This is a genomic window from Xanthomonas sp. WHRI 10204 (assembly GCF_040202875.1).
Taxonomy (GTDB): domain Bacteria; phylum Pseudomonadota; class Gammaproteobacteria; order Xanthomonadales; family Xanthomonadaceae; genus Xanthomonas.
Map to the genome: position 1 here is coordinate 1,916,987 of NZ_JBEGDW010000001.1, position 25,473 is coordinate 1,942,459.

Consider the following 25,473-nt stretch of genomic DNA (forward strand, 5'->3'; position numbering starts at 1 on the left):
GGGGGCGTGACGGAACCGGACCGAGTATGCCTGCGAATTGGCGTGGAGCAAACGGGGTGAATACGCGAAGTTGAACAGACCATGACCTTTGGCGCATTGGCGACATGCATGTTCGGGTGGTTTACTTGCCTACAACACCTGTTAACGCATCCACTAGGACACGACGATGTCGCCACTCTCCTTCTTGCCCGGCCGCAGCGGAATCTGCGCCGCCGCAGTATTGATCTCCACCAGTCTGTTGTTGGGCGGCTGCAAGACCGGCGATGGGGAAGCCAAGGCCACTGAAGAAAAAAAGGCCGTCGATACCGTGCCGGTGGAAATCGCCAAGGCGGCGCGTCGCGCGGTGGCTGCCAGCTATACCGGTACCGCAGCACTGGAGCCGCGTGCGGAAGCGCAGGTGGTCGCCAAGACCTCCGGCGTGGCATTGGCGGTGATGGTGGAAGAGGGCCAGAAAGTGTCGGCCGGCCAGGCGCTGGTGCGACTGGATCCGGATCGCGCGCATCTGGCCGTTGCGCAAAGCGAAGCGCAGCTACGCAAGCTGGAAAACAGCTACCGCCGCGCCACGCAATTGGTCGGTCAGCAGCTGGTGAGCGCAGCCGATGTGGATCAGCTCAAGTTCGATGTGGAAAACAGCCGCGCGCAGCACCGGCTGGCATCGCTGGAGCTGTCCTACACCACGGTGCAGGCGCCGATTTCCGGGGTGATCGCCTCGCGTTCGATCAAGACCGGCAACTTCGTGCAGATCAACACGCCGATCTTCCGCATCGTCGACGACTCGCAGCTGGAAGCCACGCTCAACGTGCCCGAGCGCGAACTGGCGACGTTGAAATCGGGCCAGCCGGTGACCTTGCTGGCCGATGCGCTGCCGGGCCAGCAGTTCGTGGGCAAGGTGGATCGCATTGCGCCGGTGGTGGATTCGGGCAGCGGCACGTTCCGTGTGGTGTGCGCCTTCGGCAAGGGCGCCGAGTCGCTGCAGCCGGGCATGTTCGGGCGCATCCGTATCGATTACGACCAGCGCAAGGATGCATTGGTGATTCCGCGTCTGGCGCTGCTCGATGATGGTGAACCTGCGGTGTTTGTGGTGCGCAATGGCAAGGCCAGCCGGGTCCCTGTGAAACTTGGTTACGCCGAAGGCCCGTGGCTGGAAGTGCGTCAGGGTTTGAAGGAAGGCGATCAGGTGGTGACCGCTGGCAAGGTGGCACTGCGCGATGGCACGGCCGTGCAGGTGATTGGTCAGCCAGAACGCAAACCGGTTGCTGCTGCGATACCGGCGGCCGGCGACAAGACCGGCAGCGATGAGACGCGCTCATGAGCGATCACGGCAACGCGCACGGACCCGTGCACGACCCGCACGCGCCTCTGCATGGAGGCGGCGGTGGATTGGTGGCCTTCGCCACGCGGCGACGGGTGACCATCGCCATGATCACCGTAACCATGCTGTTGTTCGGCCTGATCGCGCTGCGTAGCCTCAAGGTCAATCTGCTCCCCGATCTGAGCTACCCCACGCTCACCGTGCGCACCGAATACACCGGCGCGGCGCCGGCGGAAATCGAGACGCTGGTGACCGAACCGGTGGAAGAAGCCGTCGGCGTGGTCAAGAACCTGCGCAAGCTCAAGTCGATCTCGCGCACCGGGCAGAGCGATGTGGTGCTGGAATTCGCCTGGGGCACCAACATGGACCAGGCCGGCCTGGAAGTGCGCGACAAGATGGAAGCGCTGTCGCTGCCGCTGGAAACCAAGCCGCCGGTGCTGCTGCGCTTCAATCCATCCACCGAACCGATCATGCGGCTGGCGTTGTCGCCCAAACAGGCCCCGGCGTCGGACACCGATGCGATCCGTCAGCTCACCGGTCTTCGCCGCTATGCCGACGAAGACCTGAAAAAGAAGCTCGAACCGGTGGCCGGTGTGGCCGCGGTCAAGGTCGGCGGCGGGCTGGAAGACGAGATCCAGGTCGATATCGATCAGCAGAAACTGGCGCAGCTCAATCTGCCCATCGACAACGTGATCACCCGTCTCAAGGAGGAGAACGTCAACATCTCCGGCGGCCGGCTGGAAGAAGGCTCGCAGCGGTATCTGGTGCGCACGGTGAACCAGTTTGTGGATCTGGACGAGATCCGCAACATGCTGGTCACCACGCAGAGCAGCAGTAGCAGCGCCGCCGATGCAGCGATGCAGCAGATGTATGCGATTGCCGCGTCCACCGGCTCGCAGGCGGCGCTGGCGGCAGCGGCGGAAGTGCAGAGCACGTCGTCGGCGTCCAGCAGCAGCATCGCCGGCGGCATGCCGGTGCGGCTGAAAGATGTGGCCGACGTGCGCCAAGGCTACAAGGAGCGCGAGGCGATCATCCGTCTGGGCGGCAAGGAAGCGGTGGAGCTGGCGATCTACAAGGAAGGCGATGCCAACACCGTGTCCACGGCAGCCGCGCTGCGCGCGCGACTGGAGCAACTCAAGGCAACCGTGCCGGGCGATGTGCAGATCACCACCATCGAAGACCAGTCGCACTTCATCGAACACGCGATCAGCGATGTCAAAAAAGATGCGGTGATCGGCGGTGTGCTGGCGATCCTGATCATCTTCCTGTTCCTGCGCGACGGCTGGAGCACGTTCGTGATCAGCCTGTCGTTGCCGGTGTCGATCATCACCACGTTCTTCTTCATGGGCCAGCTTGGCTTGAGCCTCAACGTGATGTCGCTGGGCGGGCTGGCACTGGCCACCGGCCTGGTGGTGGACGATTCGATCGTGGTGCTGGAGAGCATCGCCAAGGCGCGCGAGCGTGGCTTGAGCGTGCTGGATGCGGCTATTGCCGGTACCCGCGAAGTGAGCATGGCGGTGATGGCCTCCACGTTGACCACCATTGCGGTGTTCCTGCCGCTGGTGTTCGTGGAAGGCATTGCCGGGCAGTTGTTCCGCGATCAGGCGCTGACGGTGGCGATCGCCATTGCGATCTCGTTGGTGGTGTCGATGACGCTGATTCCGATGCTGAGCTCACTGAAGGGTGCGCCACCGATGGCATTTCCGGATGAGCCGGACCACCCGGATTGGACGCCCGAACAGCGCTGGCTCAAGCCAGTGGCTGCCGGCCGTCGCGGGGCGGGGGCCAGCGTGCGCTATGCGTTCTTCGGCGGGGCGTGGGCGGTGGTCAAATTGTGGCGCGGTATCGCACGGGTGGTGTCGCCGGTGATGCGTAAGGCCAGCGACATTGCCATGGCGCCGTACGGCCGTGCCGAGCGTGGCTATCTGGCGATGTTGCCGGCAGCGTTGCGTCGGCCCGGTCTGGTACTGGGATTGGCAGCGGCCGCGTTTGTCGGCACCGTGTTGTTGGTGCCAATGCTGGGGGCGGACCTGATACCGCAGCTGGCGCAGGATCGTTTCGAGATGACCGTGAAGCTGCCGTCCGGCACGCCGCTTGCGCAGACCGATGCACTGGTTCGCGAGCTGCAACTCGCGCACGACAAAGACCCCGGTATCGCGTCGTTGTATGGCGTGAGCGGCAGCGGCACGCGGCTGGATGCCAACCCCACCGAAAGCGGGGAGAACATCGGCAAGCTCACCGTGGTGATGGCCGGCGGCGGCAGCCCCGAAGTGGAAGCGGCGGCGACCGAGCGTCTGCGCAGCAGCATGGTCGGGCACCCCGGTGCGCAGGTGGATTTCGCACGGCCGGCGCTGTTTAGTTTCTCGACTCCGCTGGAAGTGGAATTGCGCGGTCAGGATCTGGGCGAGCTGGAGCGGGCCGGGCAAAAACTGGCCGCGATGCTGCGCGCCAACGGCCACTATGCCGACGTCAAATCGACGGTGGAAGAGGGCTTTCCGGAGATCCAGATCCGCTTCGATCAAGAGCGTGCCGGTGCACTGGGCTTGACCACGCGGCAGATCGCCGATGTCATCGTCAAGAAGGTGCGTGGCGATGTGGCCACGCGTTACAGCTTTCGCGACCGCAAGATCGATGTGCTGGTGCGTGCGCAGCACAGCGACCGCGCCAGCGTGGATGCGATCCGCCAGCTGATCGTCAATCCGGGCAGCAGTCGTCCCGTGCGTCTGGCCGCCGTGGCCGAGGTGCTGGCGACGACCGGCCCGAGCGAGATCCATCGCGCCGACCAGACCCGCGTGGCGATCGTGTCGGCCAGCCTGAAGGACATCGATCTGGGCGGTGCGGTGCGCGAAGTGGAAACGCTGGTGCGCAAGGATCCGTTGGCCGCCGGCGTCGGCATGCATATCGGCGGGCAGGGCGAGGAGCTGGCGCAGTCGGTCAAGTCGTTGTTGTTTGCGTTCGGGCTGGCGATCTTTCTGGTCTATCTGGTGATGGCGTCGCAGTTCGAATCGCTGCTGCACCCGTTCGTCATCCTGTTCACCATCCCGCTGGCGATGGTGGGCGCGGTGCTGGCGCTGCTGATGACCGGCAAGCCGGTCTCGGTGGTGGTGTTCATCGGCTTGATCCTGCTGGTGGGCCTGGTGACCAAGAACGCGATCATCCTGATCGACAAGGTCAATCAGTTGCGCGAAGAAGGCGTGCCCAAGCGTGAGGCCTTGATCGAAGGCGCACGCTCGCGCTTGCGGCCGATCGTCATGACCACGCTATGCACCTTGTTCGGCTTCCTGCCGCTGGCGGTGGCGATGGGCGAGGGCGCGGAAGTGCGCGCACCGATGGCGATCACCGTGATTGGCGGCCTGCTGGTGTCCACGCTGCTGACCCTGCTGGTGATTCCGGTGGTGTACGACTTGCTGGATCGCCGTGCGGACGCGTACTACCTGGAGCGCGGCCGGCGCATGGCGCGTCAGCAGGCGCAGACGCGTGAAAACACCGACGGACTGGAGGCGTTATGAGCGTTGCGGCCTTCAGCATTCGTCGCCCCGTCACCACCATCATGTGCTTTGTGTCGTTGGTGGTGGTGGGCTTGATCGCCGCCTTCCGATTGCCGTTGGAGGCATTGCCGGACATCTCGGCACCGTTTTTGTTCGTGCAATTGCCGTACACCGGCTCCACGCCGGACGAGGTGGAGCGCAATCTGGTGCGGCCAGCCGAAGAAGCCTTGGCCACGATGACCGGCATCAAGCGCATGCGCTCCACCGCCACTGCCGATGGCGCCAACATCTTTATCGAGTTCTCCGATTGGGACCGCGATATCGCCATCGCGGCATCGGATGCGCGCGAGCGGCTGGATGCGATTCGCGACGAATTTCCCGATGATCTGCAGCGTTTCCATATCTTCAAATGGTCCAGCAGCGACGAGCCGGTGCTCAAGGTGCGCCTGGCCAGCCAGACCGATCTGACCGGCGCGTACGACATGCTCGACCGCGAGTTCAAGCGGCGCATCGAACGCATTCCCGGCGTGGCGAAGGTCGAAATTTCCGGCGCCCCACCCAACGAGGTGGAGATCGCCATCGCACCGGATCGCCTCACCGCGCACGACCTTAGCCTCAACGACCTGAGCGAGCGGCTGGGCAAGCTCAATTTCTCGGTGTCCGCCGGGCAGATCGACGACAACGGACAGCGCATCCGGGTACAGCCGATCGGCGAGTTGCGCGACCTGCAGGAACTGCGTGATCTGGTCCTCAACGCCAAGGGTTTGCGTCTGGGCGATATCGCCGAGGTACGCCTCAAGCCCACGCGCATGAACTACGGGCGGCGGCTGGATGGGCGCCCGGCGATCGGTCTGGATGTCTTCAAGGAGCGCAGCGCCAATCTGGTGGAAGTGTCCAAGGCCGCGCTGAAAGAGGTGGAAGATATTCGCGCCGAGCCCGCGATGCGCGACGTACAGATCAAGGTCATCGACAACCAGGGCAAGGCCGTGACCTCGTCGCTGGCCGAACTCGCCGAAGCCGGGGCGGTGGGCCTGTTGTTGTCGATCACCGTGCTGTTCTTTTTTCTGCGGCATTGGCCATCGACCTTGATGGTGACGCTGGCGATCCCGATCTGCTTTGCGATCACGTTGGGCTTCATGTATTTCGTCGGCGTCACGCTCAACATCCTGACGATGATGGGTTTGCTGCTCGCGGTGGGCATGCTGGTGGACAACGCCGTGGTGGTGGTGGAAAGCATCTACCAGGAGCGCGAGCGCATGCCCGGGCAGCCGCAGCTGGCGGCATTGCTGGGCACCCGAAGCGTGGCGATTGCGCTGAGCGCAGGTACGTTGTGCCATTGCATCGTGTTCGTGCCAAATCTGTTCGGCGAAACCAACAACATCTCTATCTTCATGGCGCAGATCGCGATCACCATTTCGGTGTCGTTGTTGGCGTCGTGGCTGGTGGCGATCAGCCTGATCCCGATGCTGTCGGCGCGCATGAAGACGCCGCCGATGGTGACCTCCGATCATGGCGTGATCGCCAGGCTGCAACAGCGCTATGCGCGGGTGCTTGCATGGACGCTGGCCCATCGCGGCTGGAGCGTGGCCGGGATCATCCTGGTGAGCGCCATCAGCCTTGTGCCGATGAAACTGACCAAGGTCGACATGTTCGGCGGCGATGGCGGCAACGAGGCCTTCATCCAATATCAGTGGAAGGGCTCGTACACGCATGAGCAGCTGGGCGAAGAGGTCGGGCGAGTCGAGAATTACCTGGAAGCCAATCGCGAGAAGTACCACATCACCCAGGTCTATTCGTGGTTCAGCGAGGTGGAAGGCAGCAGCACGACGGTGACCTTCGATGCGAGCAAGGTTAAAGACCTGCCGCCATTGCTGGAGCAGATCCGTAAGGCGTTGCCGCGGTCTGCGCGTGCCGACTACAGCATCGGCAATCAGGGCGATGGTGATAGCGGCAACCAGGGCGTGCAGGTGCAATTGGTTGGCGACTCCACCGAGGCGCTCAAGTCGCTGGCCGATGAGGTGGTGCCGCTGCTGGCGCAACGCAAGGAGTTGCGCGACGTGCATGTGGATACCGGCGATCGCACCAGCGAGCTGGCGATCCGCGTCGATCGCGAGCGTGCTGCCGCATTCGGTTTCAGTGCGGAGCAGGTGGCCAGTTTCGTGGGGCTGGCACTGCGCGGTACGCCGCTGCGCGAGTTCCGTCGTGGCGACAATGAAGTGCCGGTGTGGGTGCGTTTTGCCGGCGCCGAGCAAAGCAAGCCGGAAGATCTGGCCGGCTTCAGTGTACGCACCAAGGATGGCCGCAGCGTGCCGCTGCTGAGTCTGGTCGATGTGCAGATCCGCCCGGCGGCCACCCAGATCGGGCGCACCAATCGCCAGACCACGTTGACCATCAAGGCCAATCTGGCCGAAAAAATCACCGTGCCCGAAGCACGCGCGGCGATGGAAAAGCCGCTCAAGGCAATGAATTTTCCTGCCGGTTACAGCTACACCTTCGATGGCGGCAACTATCAGAACGACGGCGAAGCGATGGGCCAGATGCTGTTCAACCTGGTGATCGCGTTGGTGATGATTTATGTGGTGATGGCGGCGGTGTTCGAATCGCTGCTGTTCCCGGCCGCGATCATGAGCGGCGTGCTGTTTTCGATCTTCGGTGTGTTCTGGCTGTTCTGGATCACCGGCACCTCGTTCGGCATCATGTCCTTCATCGGCATCCTGGTGCTGATGGGCGTGGTGGTGAACAACGGCATCGTGATGATCGAGCACATCAACAATTTGCGCCGACGCGGCATGGGCCGGACGCAGGCGCTGGTCGAGGGCTCACGCGAGCGGTTGCGGCCGATCATGATGACGATGGGCACCGCGATCCTGGCGATGGTGCCGATCTCGCTGACCAGCACCACGATGTTCAGCGACGGCCCGCCGTACTTCCCGATGGCCCGCGCCATCGCCGGCGGCCTGGCGTTTTCCACCGTGGTGAGCCTGCTGTTCCTGCCGACGATCTACGCCATTCTCGACGACATGAGCAACGGCGCAGCAGCGCTGGTACGACGTGCGCGGGGTGTGCCGAAGACGACGCAGGCGAGAGCCTCGCTGGAGTCTTGAACGACCAATGATCCGTCTCAAAGCCCCTCTCCCGCCGGGAGAGGGGGTGGGGTGAGGGTACGGTTTTCCGGGTACTGCCAAGTGCGCGGCTGTTGGTTACTGGCTTCGGTGAGGGGCGACAGCGCGGCCGGGGATCGGCTACTCGGCTCGGTCAGACATCCTGTCTGACTCGCCGCCGCGACACATCCTTGTGCCGCTCTCCGCCAATCCCCGGCCACGCTGCCGCCTCGGCGAGTCACCGCAACGCCTTAGTCAAGGCAAGCGAATTCTCCTTCCTGTTTTCCATGACCTGCGCGATTTTTGATGGCAGCAGCAGATCAGGGATCTGCTGGGGTGTCGTGGTGCGCGGAAAACGCCACCGTTACGTAGTGCTAGAGCCTTGAACGTCATGAGCCGCCTGAAGCACCTCTCCCGCCGGGAGAGGGGTTGGGGTGAGGGTACGGTTTCTCAGACTACAACCAGGCCCTCGCCTGCGAGTCGATGGCTTCGGTAAGCGGCGTCAGCGCTGCCGGGGACTGGCTCTTCGGCTCGGTCAGACATCCTGTCTGACTCGCCGCCGCGGCACATCCTTGCGCCGCTCTCCGCCAATCCCCGACCACGCTGCCGCCTCGGCGAGTCGCCATCATGATCTTGATCAGGTAAAGCAATTTTTCAAAGCTTGGCGGGGGAGCGTGCCCGACAGTAATCGCTGCTCCACGTTCCGCCAACACAGGAACATTCGAAGAGTGGTCTGCGGGCGCCGGGGCAGGACCTTACACGAAAAGAATGTCGTGTAAGAGCCCCCATGGATGGGTTCACTGCGTGTCCTGCCCCGGTGCCCGCGGGCCGCTCCACGCACAAGAGAAATGCGCCAGCAAATCAGGCTTTCCTCAGCCAACCAGCTTTTGTCACCCAATCAGCTTTCCACCGCAGCCCGGCTTTGCAACTCTCTGGATGCGGCGCTCAGACATCAGCCCGCACGCACCTGCCGAACGATCGCCGCGGCCTTGGCCGAGCTTTCCTTGACCTTGTCCCATTGGCCCTGGGCCAACCAGTCCTTGGGGACCATCCATGAGCCGCCGATGCACAGCACGTTCGGCTGCGACAGAAACTCTGCTGCGTTAGCTTCGCTGATGCCGCCGGTGGGACAGAGCTTGAGCTCGGACAGCGGGCCGGCGAGGCCCTTGAGCATTTGCAGGCCGCCGACGGCAGTGGCCGGGAACAGTTTGCACACGCGAAAGCCCAGGCCCATCAGGGTCAGCAATTCGGTAGGGGTGGCTGCGCCGGGAACGGCCGGGATCGGCGCATCGGCCAGCAGGCGCGCGAGCGGAGCAGGCGTGCCCGGCGTCACCAGGAAATCCGCGCCGGCATCCACCGACTGACGCAACTGCAGTTCGCTCAGCACGGTGCCGGCGCCGATCACGATATTGGGCAATTCGCGCTTGAGCATGGCCAGCGCTTCGATCGCGATCGGTGTGCGCAGAGTCAGCTCGATCGCGGGCAACCCGCCTTCGAGCAGCGCATCGGCCACGCGGCGCGCCTGGTCCAGCGTATCGACAGTGACAACAGGCAGGATGCCGGCGTCGCGCAGCAGTTGTTCGGCGGTGTTCTGGGTCTGGGCAATCGTCATTGCAACTCCATTAGACGGCGACCGCCGGGGCGATCGCTGAGAGGGAAGGGGATCAGGCGTCCTTGGACTCGTGCGGCGCGGCGGCTGCGGCAGCATCTGCGCCGAGTTCGTACTCGGCGTCGTAGCTCCACAGTGCACCGTCCGGATGGGTCGGGCCGCAGGAAATCGAGATCGCGCCCTGGTCGGCCGGGCCGACGACCTGGCGGTTGATCGCAAACAGGTTGCGGCCCAGGTCGTTGCCGGCCACGGCGGTATTGGGCGCCACTTCGCGCGATGCCCATTCTTCGGCCGAGACCAGCACTTCCAGCGTGCCGGCTTCGCCGTCCAGACGCACCATGTCGCCTTCGCGGACGCGCCCGATCGGGCCGCCACGCGCGGCTTCCGGCGTCATATGGATCGCGGCGGGGAACTTGCCCGAGGCACCCGACAAACGGCCGTCAGTGACCAACGCCACGCGGCGGCCCTGGTTCTGCAGCAGGCCGAGCAGCGGTGCCATCGAATGCAGCTCCGGCATGCCGTTGGCACGCGGGCCCTGGTAACGCAGCACCACCACGAAGTCGTGCGGCAGCACGCCGGCGGCATGCAGCTTGTTGAGCACCTGCGGCGTGTCGATCACCACCGCAGGCGCTTCGATCTTGCGGTGCTGCGGCTTGACCGCCGACAGCTTGATCAGCGAGCGGCCCAGGTTGCCGCGCAGCAGGCGCAGGCCGCCTTGCGCTTCGAACGCATCGCTGACCGGGCGCGCCACGCTGTCATCGGCGGTGGTCGCGGTGCCTGGTACGTACACGACCTTGCCGTCCTGCAACCGCGGCTCGTTGGCGTAGGCACGCATGCCGCCTTCGACCACGGTGGGCAGATCGTCATGCATGTAGCCGGCGTCCATCAGCTCGCGGAAGACGAACGCGGTGCCGCCTGCGGCCTGGAAGCGATTCACGTCGGCTTCGCCGTTTGGATAGATGCGGGTCAGCAACGGCACGGTCTGCGAGATCAGGTCCATGTCGTCCCAGGTCAACACGATGCCGGCCGCACGCGCCACGGCGATCCAGTGGATGGTGTGGTTGGTCGAGCCGCCCGTGGCCATCAGCGTAACCACCGCATTGACGATGGCGCGTTCGTCGATCAAGCGGCCGAACGGACGGAAGTCATCACCCAGTGCAGAGATCGCCAAGGCGCGTGCGGTGCCCTCACGGGTCAGTGCATCGCGCAGCGGCAATTCCGGGTTGACGAACGAGGCGCCGGGCAATTGCACGCCCATCGCTTCGAGCAACACCTGGTTGGAATTGGCGGTGCCGTAAAAGGTGCAGGTGCCAGGAGAGTGATACGACGACGCCTCGGCTTCCAGCAGCTCGGCGCGGGTGGCTTCGCCGGCGGCATAGCGCTCGCGCACTTCGGCTTTTTGCTTGTTCGGGATGCCCGGCGTCATCGGGCCGGCCGGCATGAATAGCGCAGGCAGATGGCCGAAGGCCAGCGCGCCGATCAACAGACCCGGCACGATCTTGTCGCACACACCGAGGTACACCACGCTGTCGAACATGTCGTGGCTGAGGCCGATCGCCGCAGCTTGCGCGATGTTGTCGCGCGAAAACAGCGACAGTTCCATGCCGGCGCGGCCCTGGGTCACGCCGTCGCACATCGCCGGCACGCCACCGGCCACCTGCGCGGTGGCGCCGAGCGCACGCGCGGCATCGCGAATCAGCTGCGGGTAATGCTCGAACGGCTGGTGTGCCGACAGCATGTCGTTGTAGGCGGTGATGATGCCCAGGTTAGGCGTGGCCGCACCGCGCAGACGCGATTTGTCGGTCGGTTCGGACGCCGCAAAGCCGTGCGCAAGGTTGCCGCAGCTCAGACGGCTACGGAACGGACCCTCACGCAGGGCGGCATCGAGGCCGGCCAGATACGCCGCGCGCGACGGCGCGCTGCGCTTGCGGATACGGTCGGTGACAGCTTGGATGTTCGGATGCAGGCTCATTGGCTACCGGCTATGAGAAACGGGGGGGAAGAAGGCACGCTGTTGTGTAGTTTAAATACCCGCACCTGGATGTGCGGGCTGGTGCGAGGCACTCGCATTGAAGCGGCGGTTGCGAGCGACGCACGTTGCATTGGCTGTTGCGAAGCACTCACAGCGCATCCGCTTTCGCGAAGGGCTCGCAGCATCCGCCAGCACTCAACCGCACCAATGCACCCGCAAACGCGGACCGGGCTGTTGGAGCGCGACACGAATCGGGTACTCGCTGATGTCCTCGCCAGCCAGTGCGGCTTGCAGCACATCGAGCTTTTGCTTGCCGCGCAGCAGCAGCAGGCGGGTGGGAATCGCGGCAAGGCCGGTCGGCGTCAGCGTGATCCGCAGCGGCCACTGGTTCGCACCCGGGCAACCGGTCGCATCCAGTGATGCATACGGCTGCGGGCTGGCCAGCGCCTTGGACAGATCGGTCGAACCGGGGAACAACGATGCGGTATGTCCGTCGCCGCCCATTCCCAGCACCGCCAGACAGGCCGGCTCGGCATGGGTGGCCTGCAGGTTGGCGGTGTGCACGCACTCGGGCAATTGCTTGCCGGGACGCACCAACGGGATGAAGGTCGCAGCCGGCGCATGGGTCAGGAAGCTATGATTGACCAGCCACGCGTTGCTGTCCTGATCCTGCGGCGAGAGCCAGCGCTCATCGACCAGGCCCACCTCCACCCGCGACCAGTCCAGCGGACGGTGCGCCAGCGATTCGTAGATCGGCGCCGGCGTGGTGCCGCCGGAGAGCAGCATGCGTGCCTGCCCGCGGCGCGAAATTTCCTGTTCCAGCAGATCGGCCATTTCGCCGGCGACCGCTTCGGTCCATTCGGCGGGATCTTCGTAGCGCACCAGGGTGATGCGCGGGTTGTCCTGCAGGTTCATCGCTGCTCCCCCGGATGCTGACGCTGTGCATCCACCGCATACGCTGCGGCGCCCAACAGGCCGGCATGCGGATGCATGACTGCCAGCGAAGGCACGCGCGACATGATCGCGGAGAACCGGCCCTTGTGTTCGAAGCGCTGGCGGAAACCGGAGTGCTGCAGCGACTCCAGCACCTTGGGCACCAACCCGCCGGTGAGGAACACGCCATCCCATGCACCCTGCATCAGCACCATGTCGCCAGCGATCGCACCGAAGATGGCGCAGAACAGGTCGATGGTGCGCGCCGAGCGCGGGTCGCCGGCCGCCGCACGCGCGGTGATGTCCTTGGGTTCCAGCGGGCCCGGGTCGATGCCGGCAATCTCGCTCAATGCGCGATGGATGTTGACCAGGCCGGGGCCGCAGATCAGCCGTTCGTTGGAGACCCGGCCGAACTGCTCGGAGAGGATTTCCAGCACACGGATTTCTTCCGGCGTTCCCGGCGGAAAGCTGACGTGGCCGCCTTCGGTTTCCAGTGGAAAACAGCGCCCGTTACGGATGATCAGCCCACCCACGCCGAGGCCGGTGCCGGGACCGATCACGCCGTAGTTACGCGGTTGATCGATCGGCGCCGGCTGCCAGCTGGCACCGCCCACCTGCACCACATCCTGCGGACGCAGCAGGCTGATTGCCATGGCTTGCGCGGCGAAGTCGTTGATCAGGTGCAGGGTGCTGAAGCCCAGCATGGCAGCGGTGCGCGACCGCGAGATCACCCACGGATGATTGGTGATGCGCGCTTCGTCGCCATCGACGCGGCCGGCCACGGCGAACACGCCCTGGGTGGCCTGCACGCCGATCTGGTCGAGGTAGTACCGCGCGGCTTCGCCGAGCGAAGCGAACTCCACCACCGCGAACTCGCGCGAGGTGTCATCCAGCAACGGGACCGATGCATCGACATCGGCCAGCGCGAACCGCGCGTTGGTTCCGCCGATATCGGCAACCAGCACCGGTTTGGAAGGAGCGGTCATGCGGTGTTTCCCTGTGCGTCGGTGGCAGGAGGCAGGAACGGTGCGGCAGTGTCCGGGCCCCAGCTACCGGCGGGGTAGGGCTGCAGCGGCAAGGCTGCGTCTTTCCAGGCATCGCTGACGCTGTCGATCCAGGACCAGGCAGCCTTGACCTCGTCGTCGCGAACGAACAGTGCCGGGTTGCCGTTGAAGGCATCCACAAACAGCCGCTCGTAAGCGATGCGACGGTGCAGGCCGGTCGGCACCGACAATTCCAGTTCCAGCGGTTGCAGCTCGATCGCGCCCCATTCCGGGCCGGCCAGGCTGCTCATCAGGCCGAGCTCGATGTTTTCCTGCGGCTGCAGCTGGAAGGTCAGACGGTTGGGCACCGCGTTCTGGCGATCCGGGCGCTCGAACAACCAATGCGTCACCGGCTTGAGCGTGACCACGATGCGGGTGGAACGCTCGGCCAGCCGCTTGCCGGTGCACAGATGGAACGGCACGCCGGCCCAGCGCCAGTTGTCGATATGCGCGGTGACCGCGACGAAGGTTTCCACGTCGCTGCCTTCCGGCGGGTGGTAGGCCTGCGCCGGCTGGCCGTTGATGGTGCCCGCGGTGTAGCGGCCGCGCACGCTGTCGTGTGCGGCGTGTTCGGCGGTCATCGGGCGCAGCGCACGCAGCACCTTGACCTTCTCGTCGCGGATGCGGTCGGCTTCCAGCGAGGCCGGCGGCTCCATCGCCACCAGACACAGCAGCTGCAGGATATGGCTCTGCACCATGTCGCGCAGTGCGCCGGAGCGGGCGTAATACGCATCGCGTCCGTCCACGCCCTCGCTTTCGGCGACCAGGATCTGCACCGATTCGATGTAGGTCCGGTTCCAGACTGCTTCGAGCAGCGTATTGCCGAAGCGCAGCGCGATCAGGTTCTGCACCGCCGCCTTGCCCAGGTAATGGTCCAGGCGGAACACGCGGTCTTCGTCGATCAGCGCGCCGATCGACTGCAGGATCTCGCGAGCGCTATCGGAGTCGTGGCCGATCGGCTTTTCCAGCATCAACCGGTGCGGTGCAGCCAGCGCACCGCCCAGGGCCAGGCCCTGGCAGGTGCTGATGTACAGCCCCGGCGGGATCGCCAGGTAGCTCACGATCTGGCGGCTGGCCAGCTCGCGGACTGCATCGGCCACCGATTCGGCATTGCGCAGGTCCACTGAGCGGTAATCCACCCGCTGCAGCAGCGTCTGGATCTGCTCCGGGGTGGCAATCGGCAGCGCTTCGGTCAGGCGTGGCCGTAACACTTCACGGAAAGCCTCGGTATCGTGCGGCGACAATGCCAGCGCACGGATACGGAAGTCCTCCGGCAGCAGGCCGTCGACGAACAGGCGCAGCAGGGACGGAAAGAGATAGCGCTGGGCGAGATCGCCGGTAGCGCCGAACAGGATCAGGGTGTTGTGCATGGACCGAGTTTCAGATTCTGGAGACATCGTTATCAGCAGTTTCGCGAAAAGGCGCCGGACAGCCGGCGGTCGGTACGTCTGTTCCTGAGCGACACTTGCGTGCGCGCAGCGGGGGATGGACGGCGACGCCCAATCCCCGATTGTTGCAGCAACTGGTGGTCAGCGGTTAGCGCCTGGGCGGCATACCTGCACCTGCGTGGCGGAATGCCCGCTCGCGCAATGCAGGTAACGTCGCCGGAAACGGCGGCGTGGGTCGGTAGCGGCATGGTCCCTCCCGAGATCGATGTTGCCATGTGAAAACGATTACATGTCAGAATAAACCAATGCATTCGTTTGCAGGAGATTTCCTCGCAAACGGGTCTGTCGTCATTGCCATCGGGAGGGCCGAGGGCAGGGCGCATACAAACGTTGAGGCCGAACGATGGCGAAAGTGCAGTTGGAAGGTGTCCGCAAGGTCTATGAGAACGGCCAGGTGGCGGTGCAGGGCGCAAGCTTCGAGGTGGCCGATGGCGAGCTGATGGTGCTGGTCGGGCCGTCCGGCTGCGGCAAGTCGACGCTGTTGCGCATGATCGCCGGGCTTGAGGACATCAGCGCGGGCACGCTCAAGATCGGCGAACGCGTCGTCAACGACGTGGCGCCGAAGGACCGCGACATCGCCATGGTGTTCCAGAGCTATGCGCTCTACCCGCACATGACCGTGGCGGAAAATCTGGCCTTCGGGCTCAAGCTGCGTGGTCACCCGAAGCAGGTCATCGCCGAGCGCGTCAATAACGCCGCTGAACTGCTGGGCCTGACCCCGATGCTCGACAAGTTGCCCAAGGCGATGTCCGGCGGCCAGCGTCAGCGTGTGGCGCTCGGGCGGGCGATGGTGCGCGAATCGTCGGTGTTCCTGCTCGACGAACCGCTGTCCAATCTGGATGCCAAGTTGCGCCACAGCGTGCGCACCGAGATCGCGCAGCTGCATCGCAAGCTCGGCACCACCATGATCTACGTCACCCACGATCAGGTCGAAGCAATGACCCTCGGTCAGCGCATCGTGGTGCTCAAGGACGGCGTGATTCAGCAGATCGACAGCCCGATGGCGCTGTACGACCGTCCGGCCAACCTGTTTGTTGCCGGTTTCCTGGGCAGCCCGGCGATGAACATGCTGCAGGGACGGCTGGATGAGCAGGATGGCCTGCATCTCGTCATGGCCGACGGCTGGCGGGTGCCGCTGGGCGCCGCGCAGGTCGATCGCCGCTGGTTCGGTCAGGACGTGATCGTCGGCGTGCGCCCCGAGCATCTGCAGCCGTCCAGCGATGCGCAGTTGGGCTTCGATGCGCAGGTAGAGGTCATCGAGCCGGTCGGCAACGAGATCTTCCTCAACCTCGATCGCGGCGGGCAGCCGCTGGTGATCCGCGTCGCGCCGCAGGCGCTGCCAGTGGTCGGGCAGCCTCTCCGCCTGGCATTGCGCAGCGATGCCCTGCATTTCTTCGACCCGGCAACCGGGCAGCGGCTGGAGCCGGCTTAACGCTCCAGCCCGGACAAGATGGCAAGCGGGCGCGCGGGGTGCGCGCCGGCTTGCAGGGTGGTGCTGGCGTCCACGGTCAATTCCAGTGGCAACACCGCAAGCGCCAGATCGCCGGCAACGCTGACCACCGTGCCAATGGCTGCACCGTCCAGTTCGACGCTATCGCCCTCCTGGGCGGCGCCTTCAGTCTCCAACAGCTGCAACGCACGCTTGGCCTTGCCCAGAAAATGCGTGCGCGCAACGATCTCCTGACCCGGGTAGCAGCCCTTCTTGACGCTGAAAGCCTGCAGGCGGTCCAGTGCCAGTTGCTGCGGCGTCCATTGTTCGCGCTGCGCATCCGGCAGCCGAACCAGACCTAGTTGCAGATCCGCGCGGTGCCATTGCGCGTCGATGCTGGGCAATTCGATAGGCGCGGCCAATGCGTCGTCGCTGAAAAGCAAGAGCGTGCGTGGCAGGGCGGCGACGCCCATATCCAGCGCGATACGCAGCGTTCCGATCTCGGCATGTGCGCCTTGCGCATGCTCTGGCGCCGCGAAACCGCCATACGCAAGCAGCGCGGCCGCGTTGATTTTCAGCTTGCGCCGGAACACGAAACGGCCGAGTTGCGCGGCGATTTCGGCCGCGTTGCCGTCCGGCAACACCATCAGCAACTGCGCGTCGTCCTCACGCAGGAGTGCGAAGATGGCGATCACGCGCCCCTTCGCCGTCAACCACGCATTCCATTGCCACTGCCCGATCGCCAGCGCCTGGACGTCATTGGCGAATTGGGCATGCGCGAACGACACTGCATCCGTCCCGACCAGTCGGACGTATTGCATATCGTGCAGGGAGCCAAAACCCTGTGGAATAAGATTCAGGTTGTCAGCCATGGAGGGGGAGGACTAAAATCGCAACGTTGTGAGACCACTATGATAGGCCATCCAACCCCCACCCCAGCGCTGGATTCCGAGACGCAGCCTTCCCCTCAGGAGCAGATTCCCGAGAAGAAGCCACTGCCGAAGGAGATTGGTGGACGCGACGGCCCCGAGCCAACGCGCTACGGCGACTGGGAAAAAAATGGACGCTGCATCGATTTTTGAGCAGCTTTTAGCCACAGCGGCCTAGTGCCGCCCAGCCGAGAAAACGAGCCCAGCGAATGGCGATCCGCGAACGTCCCACTTCTCCACATCTGCAGGTCTACCGCTGGCAGATCCAGATGGCAACCTCGATCCTGCATCGAGCTACCGGCGTCATCCTTTCCGGGGGCGCGCTGGTCATCGCCGTCTCGCTGCTCTTGCTGATGCTAGGTGAGGAACACTGGAACTGCCTGACCCAGCATCTGGGCGCCTGGTACGGCCAGGTGTTCCTGTTCGCTTGGTCATGGGCTTTTACCTATCACCTGGCCAACGGCATCCGTCACATCGTCCAGGACTTCGGTCGCGGCTTCAGCATTCCCGCCTTTATCCGCAGCAGCTGGACATCGGTGATCGCCAGCCTGGTGCTGACCGCTGCGATCTGGGCGTATGTCCTGACTGGAGCTTCCGCATGAGCCGCTATCGCACCCCGTTGAAAAATGTGCGTGGTCTGGGCGCGGCCAAGACTGGTACCGAACATTTCGTGATGCAGCGCCTGACCGCGACAGCGCTGGTCGTGCTGGCGATCTGGTTCGTGGCATTCGTGCTGAGCCTGCTCGGTTCCGACTACACGACTGCGGTCGCTGCGGTGTCCAAGCCGTGGAACGCGGTGTTGCTGGTCGGGTTCCTGGTGGCGATGTTCTGGCATGCGCAGCTTGGCCTGCAGGTCGTGCTCGAGGACTACATCCACAACTCGTTGCTGGCGCTGGCGTTGCAGACGACGGTGAAGTTCATCGCCGTGCTTGGCGCGATCGTCAGCATTTTCGCAGTGGCGCGCATCGCGCTGGGCGGTGCCTGAGTCATCGGGCACACAGAACAGGAATCCAGATTAGATGTCCGCTTACAAGATCACTGAACACAAGTACGACATGGTCGTGGTGGGTGCCGGCGGCGCCGGCCTGCGTGCCACGTTCGGCTTGGCCCAGAAAGGCCTGCAGACGGTCTGCCTGACCAAGGTCTTCCCGACCCGGTCGCACACCGTGGCGGCGCAGGGCGGTATTTCCGCCGCGCTTGGCAACATGGGCGAAGACGATTGGCGCTACCACTTCTACGACACCATCAAGGGCTCCGATTGGCTGGGCGACCAGGACGCAATCGAGTACATGTGTCGCGAAGCGATTCCGGCCATCATCGAGCTGGAACACTACGGCGTGCCGTTCTCGCGTACCGAAGAGGGCAAGATCTATCAGCGCCCGTTCGGCGGCATGACCACCAAGTACGGCGAAGGCCCGTCGGCGCAGCGCACCTGCGCGGCAGCCGACCGTACCGGCCACGCCATGCTGCATACCCTGTATCAGCAGTCGCTCGCCCACAACGCGCGTTTCATGATCGAGTACTTCGCACTCGACCTGATCTTCGACGAAGAGGGTGTCTGCCGCGGCGTGCTGGCGCTTGACATGGCCGAAGGTTCGTTGCATCTGTTCCGCGCCCACGGCGTGGTGCTGGCCACCGGCGGCTATGGCCGTGCCTACTTCAGTGCCACCTCCGCTCACACCTGCACCGGTGACGGCGGCGGCCTGGTGATGCGTGCCGGCCTGCCAGTGCAGGACATGGAGTTTGTGCAGTTCCATCCCACCGGCATTTACGGTGCGGGCTGCCTGATCACCGAAGGCGTGCGCGGCGAAGGCGGAATTTTGCGCAACAGCAACGGCGAGCGCTTCATGGAGCGCTATGCACCGCATTACAAGGATCTGGCTTCGCGCGACGTGGTGTCGCGCTCGATGACCGTGGAAATCCGCGAAGGCCGCGGCGTCGGCGAGCACAAGGATCACATCCTGCTCGACCTGACCCACCTCGGCCCGGAAGTTATCAACGAAAAGCTGCCCGGCATCGCCGAAAGCGCCCACATTTTTGCCGGTGTGGACGTGACCAAGCAGCCGATCCCGGTACTGCCGACCGTGCACTACAACATGGGCGGCATTCCGACCAATTTCTACGGCGAAGTCGTGCGCAAGCAGGGCGATGACCCGGATGCGGTGGTGCCCGGCCTGTACGCGATCGGCGAAGCCGCCTGCGTGTCGGTGCACGGTGCCAACCGTCTGGGTTCAAACTCGTTGCTGGATCTGGTGGTGTTCGGCCGTGCGGTGGCAAACCGCTGCGCCGAGACGGTCAAGCCCAACCAGCCGCATAAGACGTTGCCGTCCGATGCTTGCGACAAGGCGCTGGGCCTGCTGGACAAGTTGCGCTATGCCAACGGCTCCACGCCGACCTCGGTGATCCGCGACAACATGCAGCGCACCATGCAATCCGACGCTGCGGTGTTCCGCACCAGCAAGACGTTGAAAGAAGGCGTGGACAAGATGGCCGAGATTTTCGCCACCTTCGAAGACGTCAAGGTGTCCGACCGCTCGCTGGTGTGGAACTCGGATCTGATCGAGACCTATGAATTGAACAACCTGCTGCTCAATGCAGTGGCGACGATCAATTCGGCCGAGCAGCGCAAGGAAAGCCGCGGCGCGCATTCGCATGAAGACTTCCCGGACCGCGACGACGTCAACTGGCAGAAGCACACGCTGGTCACCGTCGACGACAAGGGCAAGTGCGAGTTCGAATATCGCCCGGTGCACATGTACACGCTGAGTCAGGACGTGGATGTCGTCCCGCCGAAGCCGCGCGTTTACTGATCGATGCGCATGCAACGCGCCTTTGCTGCATTGAAGCCAGCCGCCGGGTTGTCCTGGCGTGGCGGTAATTATTTGCAGCGGTCGGGGCGTTTCATCACGCAGGGGCAGCGCCGACAATACGCCGGTCGTTGCACCGCCGCTTCGGTGGCGGCATCCATCGTTTTTACCTTCATGCGCACGGTGCGGCTGTCGTTCGCACCGCGCATCGCCTGAGCCAACGAGAGCAGCTATGGCAGAGTTCACCCTCCCCAAGAATTCAAAGATCGGCAAGGGTAAGCATTACCCTGCGCAGGGCGCAAAGAACACGCGCACCTTCAAGGTCTACCGCTGGGATCCGGATGGCGACGCCAACCCGCGCACCGACAGCTACGAGATCGATCTCGACAAGTGCGGCCCGATGGTGTTGGACGCACTGATCAAGATCAAGAACGAGATCGACCCGACCCTCACCTTCCGTCGTTCGTGCCGCGAGGGCATCTGCGGCTCGTGTGCGATGAACATCGACGGCACCAATACGTTGGCCTGCACCAAGGCGATCGATGCCTGCGGCAAGGCCGAAGTGCCGATCTACCCGCTGCCGCATATGGATGTGATCAAGGATCTGGTCCCGGACCTGACCCACTTCTACGCGCAGTACGCGTCGATCAAGCCGTGGATCCGCACTCAGACGCCAGCGCCGCCGGATCGCGAACGCCTGCAATCGCCGGAAGACCGCAAGAAGCTCGACGGCTTGTACGAGTGCATCCTGTGCGCATGCTGCTCGACCAGCTGCCCGAGCTACTGGTGGAATGGCGAGCGTTACCTGGGCCCGGCGATCTTGCTGCAGGCGTACCGCTGGATCGTCGACTCGCGCGATGAAGACACCGGCGCACGTCTGGACGATCTGGAAGACCCGTTCAAGTTGTATCGCTGCCATACCATCATGAACTGCGCACGGACCTGCCCGAAGGGCTTGAATCCTGCGCTGGCGATCGCCGAGATCAAGAAGTTGATGATGGCGCGTCGCGCCTGATCGCAAGGCACAGAGGTCTCGCGTAGCGGGATGTGGTTCGCAGCGGCACCGGCCCGATGGTCAGGTGCCGCTGTCGTTTTCGCTCCCGCCGCAGGGCAGGGAGGAGAGAGAGATGGACGAAGAAACCTTGTTGAAAAAGCTGCGCTGGCGTTGCCGGCGTGGCATGCGCGAGCTGGATCAGCTGTTCGGGCGCTATCTGGATCAGCGCTGGGCGCAGGCTTCCGAGTCAGAGCGCGCGGTTTTCCTACAGTTGCTGGATTGCGAAGACGATAAGTTGTGGCGCTGGTTCATGGGTTACGAGGCTTGCCCGGATGTCGCCAACGCCGCACTCATCGCCGATATTCGCGCCTTGCCGGCTTGAATGGCGGCCCTCGCGCGGGCTTGTTTGCGCACTGAGCCTGCTCGCCGTGCTGGCACTGTGCGCCGTCTGGCGTAGCGGTGTGCCGGCTTGGTCGGCTGTCATGTTGTCCATCGGCGTACCGGCATCGGTTGCTAGGTCGCTGTGGCTGCTGTTGCGTTCGCCACTGCGGCAACTGGTTGTGCCTTGGAGCGAGAGCCCCGCCAGCATTGACGGCACCCAGGTGCAGAACCTGCAGGTTGCCTGGCGCGGGCCGATTGCGGTGGTGTCATGGACCCGGCTGGATGCGCGCCGCGAGCGCCTGCATTTCTGGCCGGATACCTTGCCGGCGCCGCAACGACGTGAACTGCGTCTGGCCGCCCAGGCACACGCGATTTCGTCCGGGCGTCCGCAAGTGTCACCATAGCGTCCCTTTTCTGGTTGAACCGCATGTTCAAACCTATCCCGGTTGCCATCGGCTTGCGCTACCTGCGTGCCAAGCGGCGCAATGGCTTCATCTCGTTTATCTCGATGGCATCGATCCTGGGCATCGCCCTGGGCGTCACCGTGCTGATCACCACGTTGGCGGTGATGAGCGGTTTTCAGAAGGAAATCCGCGACCGCCTGTTGCAGATGGCCGCGCACGCCACCGTCAGCGCCGAAGGTGCGCCGATGCGCGACTGGCAGCATGCGGTCGAGGTCGCCATGGCCGACCCGCGCGTTGCCGGCGCCGCACCGTATATCGAAACCGAATCGTTGCTGCAGGGCCCGCGCAAGCAGCCGGCCATCGTGCGTGGCATCGTTCCGGCCGAAGAGAACAAGGTGTCGGTGCTGGCCAAGAAGATGCAGCAGGGCTCGGTCGATAGCCTGACCCCGGGTTCCTACAACATCGTCATCGGCAAGGAGCTGGCGCTGTGGTTGGGCGTGGATGTGGGCGACAGCATCGTTGTCTTGCTCAGCGACACGCAGGCCACGCCGCTCGGCGCGATGCCGCGGCTCAAACGCTTCACCGTCAGCGGGATTTTCGAAGCCGGCTACAACGAGATCGATCGCGGCCTTGCCGTGGTCAACATGCAGGATCTGGGGCGGGTCTTGCGCATGGATGGCGTCACCGGCGTGCGGCTGCGCCTGCACGACATGGATCAGGCCTGGAACGTCGCGCGCGATCTGGCGCTGAAGTTGCACGGCCCGTACAGGGTGAGTGACTGGACCCAGGAAAACGCCAATCTCTATCACTCGTTGAAGATGGAAAAGACCGTGATGGGCATCCTGCTGTCGCTGATCGTGGCGATGGGTGCGTTCAATCTGGTGTCGTCGCAAGTGATGCTGGTCACCGACAAGCAGGCCGACATCGCGATCCTGCGGACGCTGGGCTTGTCGCCTGGCGGAGTGATGCAGGTGTTCATGGTGCAGGGCTCGTTGATCGGCTTTATGGGCACGATCATGGGGGTGATCGGCGGCATCGTGCTGACGCTCAATCTGGAGCGCATCCTCGGCCTGATCGAGGCAATCTTCAGCGTCAAACTGCTGCCCGAAGATGTGTACTACATCACCGGCCTGCCCACCGACATGCAAACCCAGGATGTGGTGGTGATCACCTTGGTGGCCTTGGTGATGAGTTTCCTGGCGACCTTGTACCCGGCATGGCGCGCCTCGCGTACCCAGCCGGCGGAGGCGTTGCGTTATGAATGAGATCCTGGAATCGCGCGTGCAGAAGTCAACTCCAGCAGATGTGGTGATCCGTGCCGAGGCGCTGGCCAAGACCTACGCCGAAGGCAAGATGCGCACGCCGGTATTCGATGGTCTGGACCTGTCGGTGGCGACCGGTGAGACGGTGGCGATCGTCGGCGCGTCCGGCGCGGGCAAGAGTACGTTGCTGCATCTGCTCGGCGGGCTGGATATTCCGACGTCGGGCGAGGTGTATGTCGCTGGCAGGCGCATGTCGGCGCTGTCTGATGGCGAGCGCGGCAGGCTGCGTAACCAGGCGCTGGGCTTCGTGTACCAGTTCCATCATCTGCTGCCGGAATTCACCGCGCTGGAAAACGTGATGATGCCGGTGCTGCTCTCAGGCAAGGAGGTGGCGGTGGCGCGCGGGCAGGCTCTGCAGTTGCTGGAATCGGTCGGGCTCGGCCATCGCATCGAGCACAAGCCCAGCGAGCTGTCCGGCGGCGAGCGGCAGCGCTGTGCGGTGGCGCGTGCGCTGGTGAACAAGCCGGGATGCGTGCTGGGCGACGAGCCCACCGGCAATCTCGACGACAAGACCGCCGGCACCGTGTTCGAGCTGATGTTGGAACTCAACCGCGCGCAGCGCACCAGCCTGGTGTTGGTCACCCACGACCGCAGCCTGGCGCGTCGTCTGGATCGTGTACTGGAGCTGCATCAAGGCAAGCTGCGCGAGCTGGCACCCTCGGCAGTGTGAGTGCTTGCGATGCGACCGGGTTGCCGGTCGTGTAGCGCAACAAAGTGGACGTAGCTCTTGCGATATGTCACTGCGTGCAGGATGCGCAGTGCGTTCGTTTGGTGCGTCGCTCACTTGGTGTGATGTCTAGAGCGCAGCTCCAAGAGCGGCTAACAAAACCTAGCGAGCAGTCGTTAGTTGGTTATGGACGGCTCGCAGGTACCGGAATGTAAGAGTGCACATGCTGCACGGAGCAGCGGCCACGCCAGCCTGGCCGCTGCACAGTCCTTTTGTCAGTTGCTCTAAACCCCTGGACTCCACGTTTATCCACATCGCTGCAGATCATTGCGACCTGCAGCGATGCGGTGGCATTACTCAAGGAATGATGCGCAGTGCCCGCAATCGGGTGAATAGCTCGAAGAACGAGGCGCGGCTGTCGTAGAAGTCAACAAAGCCCAGTTCGCGGCTCTTGGTCATGTCGTTGACGCATTCGATCTCGCGGCCCAGGTCGGCATCGGTATGCCACCAAGAGGCCAGACGGTTGACGTCCGACTCGACCAGATTGTGCTGCGCGGCCAACTCGGCCCACAGCGCCGGCGCGGTTTCGGTCAAGCGCGCTTCCAACGGCTGCGGCGTGTCGGGGCAGGGCGCGGCATCGAGGTCGAAGAACGCGGCGATCTCGCCCCACATCCAGCGCCAGCGGAATACATCGCCATTGACGGTATTGAATGCCTGGTTGCGCGCCGCCGGGCTGAGACCTGCCCAGGCCAGCTGACGGCCGAGCAGTCCGGCGTCGGTCAGATCGGTGAGGCTGTTCCACTGCGCCTGCGAACCTGGGAACACGAACGGCTGGCCGGTGTGCTTGCACAGCGATGCGTAGACCGCCAACGTCACGCCCATGTTCATCGCATTGCTGCCATTGGCGATGCCGATCATGGTGTGCGAGCGATGCACGCTCCATCCGAAGCCATGCCGCTCCGCGTGCGCGAACAGCAGGTCTTCGAGCGTGTAGTAGAAGTTTTCGCCTGGCTGGCGCGGCTCGCTTTCGCGAAACGGCGTTTCAGCCTTGCCGCTGCCGTAGTTTTCGAACGCGCCCAGATAGTGCTTGGTACCGGTGACCAGCGCCATGTGCTGCAGTGGCGCGTCGCTCAACGCATCGCACAGGTGCCGCATCATCGCGCCATTGGCCTCGACGTTCTCGCGTTCGGTGTCGCGACGTGTCCAGGTACAAAAAAAGACGTGGGTGATCGGCAGCCCGCGTAGCGCGTTGTTGGTGCTGTCGGCGTCCAGTAGATCGGCGGCGACAGGAATGACGCCGTCATGCGGCAGCGGGCGACGCGCCAGGCCGTAAACGGTCCAACCGTCGGCTACCAGTACGTTGGCGAGGTTATAGCCGGAGATGCCGGTCACGCCGACGATCAATGCAATGCCTTTACGCATGTGGGGAACTCCTCAAAGACAGCGTCGAACATAGCGCCTCGGTCATGAAATCGGGGCGAATGCAGCGCTAGGTGACCGGCTGGTCTCATCGGACGTTGGCTGCGTCAGCTGCACCTGATCGATCTGCCCGGTTCGACGGGTTCGCCTCGACCAACGGATGCCCGGGCCTCGGGGCTTACTCGATCGATTCGATCCATATCCTGCAGCAGTGC

Annotated in this window: 21 protein-coding genes and 1 other RNA gene; 14 read left to right on the forward strand and 8 right to left on the reverse strand. The window is 64.0% G+C overall.

Going from position 1 to position 25,473, the window contains the following annotated elements; all coding sequences use genetic code 11:
* Nucleotides 1-166 precede the first annotated feature (166 nt).
* The 3 genes from ABQZ00_RS08410 to ABQZ00_RS08420 are packed head-to-tail and all read left to right on the forward strand — an operon-like array spanning nucleotide 167 to nucleotide 7,904.
* Nucleotides 167-1,312: an efflux RND transporter periplasmic adaptor subunit gene (locus ABQZ00_RS08410; RefSeq protein WP_161963054.1), complete on the forward strand. Its 1,146-nt coding sequence runs from the start codon at nucleotides 167-169 to the stop codon at nucleotides 1,310-1,312.
* Nucleotides 1,309-4,821 carry an efflux RND transporter permease subunit gene (locus ABQZ00_RS08415; protein ID WP_323537117.1) on the forward strand — a complete coding sequence of 1,171 codons (3,513 nt, stop codon included), beginning with the start codon at nucleotides 1,309-1,311 and terminating at the stop codon, nucleotides 4,819-4,821. The genes ABQZ00_RS08410 and ABQZ00_RS08415 overlap by 4 nt, the downstream gene beginning before the upstream one ends.
* Nucleotides 4,818-7,904: an efflux RND transporter permease subunit gene (locus tag ABQZ00_RS08420; RefSeq protein ID WP_323537116.1), complete on the forward strand. Its 3,087-nt coding sequence runs from the start codon at nucleotides 4,818-4,820 to the stop codon at nucleotides 7,902-7,904. The genes ABQZ00_RS08415 and ABQZ00_RS08420 overlap by 4 nt, the downstream gene beginning before the upstream one ends.
* A 949-nt stretch (nucleotides 7,905-8,853) precedes the next feature.
* Here the strand turns inward: ABQZ00_RS08420 and ABQZ00_RS08425 are convergent.
* The 5 genes from ABQZ00_RS08425 to zwf all read right to left on the reverse strand — a co-directional run bounded on the left by ABQZ00_RS08425 (nucleotide 8,854) and on the right by zwf (nucleotide 14,828).
* Nucleotides 8,854-9,513: a bifunctional 4-hydroxy-2-oxoglutarate aldolase/2-dehydro-3-deoxy-phosphogluconate aldolase gene (locus tag ABQZ00_RS08425; protein ID WP_039815810.1), complete on the reverse strand. Its 660-nt coding sequence runs from the start codon at nucleotides 9,511-9,513 to the stop codon at nucleotides 8,854-8,856.
* A gap of 52 nt (nucleotides 9,514-9,565) precedes the next feature.
* Nucleotides 9,566-11,482 carry a phosphogluconate dehydratase gene (edd, locus tag ABQZ00_RS08430; RefSeq protein WP_323537115.1) on the reverse strand — a complete coding sequence of 639 codons (1,917 nt, stop codon included), beginning with the start codon at nucleotides 11,480-11,482 and terminating at the stop codon, nucleotides 9,566-9,568.
* A 195-nt stretch (nucleotides 11,483-11,677) separates the two neighbouring features.
* Nucleotides 11,678-12,397 carry a 6-phosphogluconolactonase gene (gene pgl, locus ABQZ00_RS08435; RefSeq protein ID WP_323537114.1) on the reverse strand — a complete coding sequence of 240 codons (720 nt, stop codon included), beginning with the start codon at nucleotides 12,395-12,397 and terminating at the stop codon, nucleotides 11,678-11,680.
* Nucleotides 12,394-13,401, reverse strand: a complete 1,008-nt coding sequence (gene glk, locus ABQZ00_RS08440; protein WP_323537113.1) for a glucokinase — start codon at nucleotides 13,399-13,401, stop codon at nucleotides 12,394-12,396. Before glk ends, pgl begins: the two co-directional genes overlap by 4 nt.
* Complete coding sequence (zwf, locus tag ABQZ00_RS08445) at nucleotides 13,398-14,828, reverse strand: glucose-6-phosphate dehydrogenase (RefSeq protein ID WP_115513087.1); 1,431 nt, start codon at nucleotides 14,826-14,828, stop codon at nucleotides 13,398-13,400. The genes glk and zwf overlap by 4 nt, the downstream gene beginning before the upstream one ends.
* 421 nt (nucleotides 14,829-15,249) lie before the next feature.
* Between zwf and ABQZ00_RS08450 the strand changes: the two genes are divergently transcribed.
* Entirely contained in the window at nucleotides 15,250-16,338 is a 1,089-nt protein-coding gene (locus ABQZ00_RS08450) for an ABC transporter ATP-binding protein (RefSeq protein WP_115527856.1), read from the forward strand.
* Here ABQZ00_RS08450 and ygfZ read toward each other — a convergent pair.
* Nucleotides 16,335-17,207, reverse strand: a complete 873-nt coding sequence (gene ygfZ / locus ABQZ00_RS08455; RefSeq protein WP_323537112.1) for a CAF17-like 4Fe-4S cluster assembly/insertion protein YgfZ — start codon at nucleotides 17,205-17,207, stop codon at nucleotides 16,335-16,337. The genes ABQZ00_RS08450 and ygfZ overlap by 4 nt on opposite strands.
* Between ygfZ and ABQZ00_RS08460 the strand changes: the two genes are divergently transcribed.
* From ABQZ00_RS08460 to lolD, 10 genes are all read left to right on the forward strand, one after another.
* The gene (locus ABQZ00_RS08460; protein WP_236699318.1) at nucleotides 17,109-17,417 is read left to right on the forward strand and encodes a DUF1674 domain-containing protein; all 309 of its coding nucleotides are present in this window, start codon (nucleotides 17,109-17,111) and stop codon (nucleotides 17,415-17,417) included. The two genes, ygfZ and ABQZ00_RS08460, sit on opposite strands and share 99 nt — an antisense overlap.
* 56 nt (nucleotides 17,418-17,473) lie before the next feature.
* Nucleotides 17,474-17,866 carry a succinate dehydrogenase, cytochrome b556 subunit gene (gene sdhC, locus ABQZ00_RS08465; RefSeq protein WP_323537111.1) on the forward strand — a complete coding sequence of 131 codons (393 nt, stop codon included), beginning with the start codon at nucleotides 17,474-17,476 and terminating at the stop codon, nucleotides 17,864-17,866.
* Nucleotides 17,863-18,249: a succinate dehydrogenase, hydrophobic membrane anchor protein gene (gene sdhD / locus ABQZ00_RS08470; RefSeq protein WP_115513083.1), complete on the forward strand. Its 387-nt coding sequence runs from the start codon at nucleotides 17,863-17,865 to the stop codon at nucleotides 18,247-18,249. The genes sdhC and sdhD overlap by 4 nt, the downstream gene beginning before the upstream one ends.
* 34 nt (nucleotides 18,250-18,283) lie before the next feature.
* On the forward strand, nucleotides 18,284-20,074 hold the full coding sequence (gene sdhA / locus ABQZ00_RS08475) for a succinate dehydrogenase flavoprotein subunit (protein ID WP_055854164.1): 1,791 nt from the start codon (nucleotides 18,284-18,286) through the stop codon (nucleotides 20,072-20,074).
* Nucleotides 20,075-20,083: 9 nt separating this feature from the next.
* On the forward strand, nucleotides 20,084-20,287 hold the full coding sequence (locus tag ABQZ00_RS08480) for a hypothetical protein (protein ID WP_323537110.1): 204 nt from the start codon (nucleotides 20,084-20,086) through the stop codon (nucleotides 20,285-20,287).
* Between the two features lie 16 nt (nucleotides 20,288-20,303).
* Entirely contained in the window at nucleotides 20,304-21,086 is a 783-nt protein-coding gene (locus ABQZ00_RS08485) for a succinate dehydrogenase iron-sulfur subunit (RefSeq protein ID WP_055854167.1), read from the forward strand.
* A 112-nt stretch (nucleotides 21,087-21,198) separates the two neighbouring features.
* Nucleotides 21,199-21,447 carry an FAD assembly factor SdhE gene (locus tag ABQZ00_RS08490; protein ID WP_055854170.1) on the forward strand — a complete coding sequence of 83 codons (249 nt, stop codon included), beginning with the start codon at nucleotides 21,199-21,201 and terminating at the stop codon, nucleotides 21,445-21,447.
* A complete protein-coding gene (locus ABQZ00_RS08495; RefSeq protein WP_323537109.1) occupies nucleotides 21,398-21,850 on the forward strand; it encodes a hypothetical protein in 453 nt (150 codons plus the stop codon). The genes ABQZ00_RS08490 and ABQZ00_RS08495 overlap by 50 nt, the downstream gene beginning before the upstream one ends.
* A gap of 23 nt (nucleotides 21,851-21,873) precedes the next feature.
* Nucleotides 21,874-23,115: a lipoprotein-releasing ABC transporter permease subunit gene (locus ABQZ00_RS08500; protein WP_055854177.1), complete on the forward strand. Its 1,242-nt coding sequence runs from the start codon at nucleotides 21,874-21,876 to the stop codon at nucleotides 23,113-23,115.
* On the forward strand, nucleotides 23,108-23,842 hold the full coding sequence (gene lolD / locus ABQZ00_RS08505) for a lipoprotein-releasing ABC transporter ATP-binding protein LolD (RefSeq protein WP_161961624.1): 735 nt from the start codon (nucleotides 23,108-23,110) through the stop codon (nucleotides 23,840-23,842). The genes ABQZ00_RS08500 and lolD overlap by 8 nt, the downstream gene beginning before the upstream one ends.
* Before the next feature lie 147 nt (nucleotides 23,843-23,989).
* Here lolD and ABQZ00_RS08510 read toward each other — a convergent pair.
* Both ABQZ00_RS08510 and ABQZ00_RS08515 read right to left on the reverse strand, forming a co-directional pair.
* A non-coding RNA gene (locus ABQZ00_RS08510) (sX9 sRNA) lies at nucleotides 23,990-24,064 on the reverse strand.
* A 132-nt stretch (nucleotides 24,065-24,196) separates the two neighbouring features.
* Complete coding sequence (locus ABQZ00_RS08515) at nucleotides 24,197-25,261, reverse strand: SDR family oxidoreductase (RefSeq protein ID WP_323537108.1); 1,065 nt, start codon at nucleotides 25,259-25,261, stop codon at nucleotides 24,197-24,199.
* Nucleotides 25,262-25,473: the final 212 nt, after the last annotated feature.